We start from the raw sequence: 2429 nt of genomic DNA, 5'->3' as shown, positions 1-2429 counted from the left end.
ACTTGCACCTTGAAAACTGGATAGCGAAAGCAAAGAATGAAACATCCTTTAGCGAGAAATATCGCAGGAAGGCAATGAAAGGTTTTGACCTTGACTTGTCCCTACTGCAAGCGAAAGTATGGTCGAATGGGATGGACTTTTGGAAGTGTAAACTTTTGATCGGCAGGCAACTGCAGGATCAAGGTGGAACGGACAACGGCCAGCACATCGAGCATACGGTAGCAATTGGTTAAGCTAATAAGAGCGCACGGAGGATGCCTAGGCACTAGGAGCCGAAGAAGGACGTGGCGAACAACGATACTGCCTCGGGGAGCCGTAAGCAGGCTTTGATCCGGGGATTTCCGAATGGGGAAACCCAGCTGTCGTAATGGACAGTTACTTCTGACTGAATACATAGGTCAGAGTGAGGCATACCAGGGGAACTGAAACATCTAAGTACCCTGAGGAAGAGAAAACAAAAGTGATTCCGTCAGTAGCGGCGAGCGAACGCGGATTAGCCCAAACCAAGGAGCTTGCTCCTTGGGGTTGTAGGACGTCTCACATGGAGTTACAAAGGTGTTGGTTAGGCGAAGAGGTCTGGAAAGGCCCGCTATAAGAGGTAAAAGCCCTGTAGCCAAAAGCCAGCACTCTCCGAGACGGATCCTGAGTACGGCGGGACACGAGAAACCCCGTCGGAATCCGGCAGGACCATCTGCCAAGGCTAAATACTCCCTAGTGACCGATAGTGAAGCAGTACCGTGAGGGAAAGGTGAAAAGCACCGCGGAAGCGGAGTGAAAAAGAACCTGAAACCGTGCGCTTACAAGAAGTCAGAGCCCGATTGATGGGTGATGGCGTGCCTTTTGTAGAATGAACCGGCGAGTTACGTTCACGTGCAAGGTTAAGTCGGGAAGACGGAGCCGCAGCGAAAGCGAGTCTGAATAGGGCGAATAAGTACGTGGTCGTAGACCCGAAACCGTGTGATCTACCCCTGTCCAGGGTGAAGGTGCGGTAACACGCACTGGAGGCCCGAACCCACGCACGTTGAAAAGTGCGGGGATGAGGTGGGGGTAGCGGAGAAATTCCAATCGAACTCGGAGATAGCTGGTTCTCCCCGAAATAGCTTTAGGGCTAGCCTCGAGGTATGAACGTCGTGGAGGTAGAGCACTGATTGGGTGCGGGGCCCGCCAAGGGTTACCAAGTCTAGTCAAACTCCGAATGCCATAGACGTGCTTCTCGGGAGTCAGACAGTGAGTGCTAAGATCCATTGTCAAGAGGGAAACAGCCCAGATCATCAGCTAAGGTCCCCAAGTGTGTGTTAAGTGGGAAAGGATGTGGAGTTGCAAAGACAACCAGGATGTTGGCTTAGAAGCAGCCACCATTTAAAGAGTGCGTAATAGCTCACTGGTCGAGTGACTCTGCGCCGAAAATGTAACGGGGCTAAACACACCACCGAAGCTATGACATGTACCAGTAGGTACTTGGGTAGGGGAGCGTTGAATATAGGTTGAAGGTATACCGTAAGGAGTGCTGGACTGTATTCAAGTGAGAATGCCGGTATGAGTAACGAAAAGACAAGTGAGAATCTTGTCCGCCGAAAGCCTAAGGGTTCCTGAGGAAGGCTCGTCCACTCAGGGTAAGTCGGGACCTAACGCGAGGCCGAAAGGCGTAGTGGAAGGACAACAGGTTCAAATTCCTGTACCACCGTAAACCGTTATGAGCAATGGGATGACGCAGAAGGGCAGTGACGCGGACTGATGGAATAGTCCGTCCAAGCAGTGAGGCTGATGAGTAGGCAAATCCGCTCATCGTAAGGCTGGGCTGTGATGGGGAGCGAAAATTACAGTAGCGAAGGTCATGCACTCCGGCTGCCGAGAAAAGTCTCTAGCCAGGTGAAGGTGCCCGTACCGCAAACCGACACAGGTAGGCGAGCAGAGCATGCTAAGGCGCGCGGAAGAACTCTCGTTAAGGAACTCGGCAAAATGACCCCGTAACTTCGGGAGAAGGGGTACCTCGGTAGGGTGAATAGCCCGAGGGGGTCGCAGTGAAAAGGCCCAAGCGACTGTTTAGCAAAAACACAGGTCTGTGCGAAGCCGTAAGGCGAAGTATACGGGCTGACGCCTGCCCGGTGCTGGAAGGTTAAGGGGAGCGGTTAGGGGTAACCCGAAGCTGTGAACCGAAGCCCCAGTAAACGGCGGCCGTAACTATAACGGTCCTAAGGTAGCGAAATTCCTTGTCAGGTAAATTCTGACCCGCACGAATGGCGTAACGACTTGGGCGCTGTCTCAACGAGAGATCCGGTGAAATTTTAATACCTGTGAAGATGCAGGTTACCCGCGACAAGACGGAAAGACCCCATGGAGCTTTACTGTAACTTGATATTGAACTTTGGTACGATCTGTACAGGATAGGTGGGAGCCATTGAAGCATGAGCGCCAGCTTGTGTGGAGGC

At 52.4% G+C, this 2429-nt stretch carries 1 protein-coding gene and 1 rRNA gene; both read left to right on the top strand.

Annotation, left to right across the window (positions count from 1 at the left end):
- A partial coding sequence (locus WH37_RS35950) for a hypothetical protein (RefSeq protein ID WP_197091348.1) occupies positions 1-233 on the top strand: 233 nt, incomplete at its 5' end.
- Positions 228-2429, top strand: a 23S ribosomal RNA gene (locus WH37_RS06750); the annotation flags it as partial. The genes WH37_RS35950 and WH37_RS06750, both read left to right, overlap by 6 nt.

This window comes from Paenibacillus algorifonticola, assembly GCF_000971975.1.
Taxonomy (GTDB): Bacteria; Bacillota; Bacilli; order Paenibacillales; family Paenibacillaceae; genus Pristimantibacillus; species Pristimantibacillus algorifonticola.
The sequence above is the reverse complement of the archived record's forward strand: the minus strand, read 5'-3'. Positions and strand labels throughout refer to the sequence as shown.